Source organism: Streptomyces sp. NPDC020192 (genome assembly GCF_044388685.1).
Lineage (GTDB): Bacteria > Actinomycetota > Actinomycetes > Streptomycetales > Streptomycetaceae > Streptomyces.
On sequence record NZ_JBIRXG010000113.1, the window covers coordinates 1 to 2290 of the forward strand.

The 2290-nt window shown below is 74.3% G+C and carries 1 protein-coding gene; it reads left to right on the forward strand.

The window, feature by feature from the left end:
* A partial coding sequence (locus ACH47Z_RS47080; protein ID WP_399086790.1) for a beta-ketoacyl synthase N-terminal-like domain-containing protein occupies positions 1-2290 on the forward strand: 2290 nt, incomplete at both ends.

Sequence of the window (2290 nt, forward strand, 5' to 3'; positions counted from 1 at the left end):
GTGGTGGGCAGTGCGGGGCAGGGCGGTTACGCGGCGGCGAATGCGGCGTTGGACGCGCTGGCCGGGCTCCGGCGGGCGCAGGGGCTGCCCGCCACCTCCATCGCCTGGGGACCCTGGACCGACGGCATGGCGAGCGGGCTGGACCGGGTGGACGCGGCCCGGCTCGCCCGAGGCGGAGTCGTACCGTTCGCCCACGCCGACGGCCTGGAACTGTTCGACGCCGTCTGCGCCACCGACGCACCCCTGACCGTCGCCGCGCGCCTGGACCTCGCCGTCCTGCGTGCCCAGGCCGAGGCGCTGCCATCCGTGCTGCGCGGCCTGGTACCCGCCCCCGCGCTCCGCACCGCCGCGGCCGTTCAGCCCGGCGGCTTCGCCGAACGGCTCGCCACGCTTCCAAAGACCGAACAGCGCCGGGCCGCTCTGGAACTGGTCCGGGAGACCGCGGCGACCGTGCTCGGTCACGACGGTCCGGACGCCGTCGCCCCCGACCGCTCCTTCCTCGACCTCGGCTTCGACTCGCTGGCCGCCGTGGAGCTGCGCAACCGGCTCACCGCGGCGACCGGCCTCCGCCTCGCCGCGACGATCACCTTCGACCACCCCACCTCCACCGCACTGGCCCGCCATCTCCTGGACACGGCCCTGGACGCCGGCCCGTCGGCCACGAGCGGTGCGCGGCTGCCCGCCCCCACCGTCGTGGGCGCGGACGAGCCGATCGCGATCGTCGGCATGGCCTGCCGCTACCCCGGCGGAGTGACCTCGCCCGAGGACCTGTGGCGGCTGGTGCTCGCGGGCACCGACGCCGTCACCGGCTTCCCCACCGACCGCGGCTGGGACCTCGCGTCCGTCTACGACCCCGATCAGTCCCGCACCGGGACCAGCTACACCCGCGAGGGCGGCTTCCTCGACGGGGCAGCCGACTTCGACGCCGAGTTCTTCGGTATCAGCCCGCGTGAGGCGCTGGCGATGGACCCGCAGCAGCGGCTGCTGCTGGAGACCGCCTGGGAGGCCGTGGAACGCGCCGGCATCGACCCGACCGCGCTGCGCGGCAGCGCCACCGGCGTCTTCGCGGGCCTGATGTACCACGACTACGGCAGCGGCACCGGCACCCTCCCCGAGGGCGTCGAGGGCTACCTGGGCCTCGGCACCGCCGGCAGCGTGCTCTCCGGCCGGGTCGCCTACACGCTCGGCCTGGAGGGCCCCGCGGTCACCGTCGACACCGCGTGCTCCTCCTCCCTGGTCGCGCTGCACTGGGCGATCCAGGCGCTGCGCAGCGGGGAGTGCTCCATGGCCCTGGCCGGCGGTGTCACCGTCATGGCCACCCCGGGCACGTTCGTGGAGTTCTCCCGGCAGCGTGGCCTCGCACCCGACGGCCGCTGCAAGTCGTTCGCCGCGTCGGCCGACGGAGTCGGCTGGTCCGAGGGTGTCGGCATGCTGCTGGTGGAGCGGCTGTCGGATGCGCGTCGCAACGGGCACCGGGTGCTGGCCGTCGTACGCGGTTCCGCGGTGAATCAGGATGGTGCGTCGAATGGTCTGACGGCGCCGAACGGTCCGTCGCAGCAGCGGGTGATCCGGCAGGCGTTGGCGGGTGCGGGTCTTACGGCCGCTGATGTCGACGCCGTGGAGGCGCACGGTACGGGTACCAGGCTGGGTGACCCGATCGAGGCGCAGGCGCTGCTGGCGACGTATGGCCAGGAGCGGGACGAGCCGCTGTGGCTGGGCTCGGTGAAGTCCAACATCGGTCACGCGCAGGCTGCCGCCGGTGTGGCGGGTGTGATCAAGATGGTGCAGGCGATGCGGCACGGCGTACTGCCGCGCACGCTGCACGTGGACGAGCCGTCTGCGGAGGTGGACTGGTCCGCCGGTGCGGTGGAGCTGCTGACGGAGGAGCGCGAGTGGACGCGTGCGCGCCGGCCGCGCCGGGCCGCCGTGTCGTCCTTCGGTGTCTCCGGCACCAACGCCCACGTCGTCCTCGAAGAGGCCCCGGAGCAGACCGAAGAGCCGGCGTCGGCCGAACTGCCCTCCGTGCCCCTGCTGTTGTCGGGGCACACCCCGGCGGCGCTCGCCGCTCAGGCACGCCGGCTGCACGACCACCTCACGGAGTCCGGCACCACCGCCCTGGAGACCGTCGGCCGGTCCCTTGCCGCGTCGCGGGCGTTGTTGCCGCATCGTGCGGTGGTGGTGGCGGCTGATCTCGGGGAGGCGCGCCGTTCTCTGGTGGCGTTTGCCGCGGGGGAGCCGGTGGAGGGTGTGGTGGCGGGTGCTGCCGGGTCGGGGGACGGCCGGGTGGTGT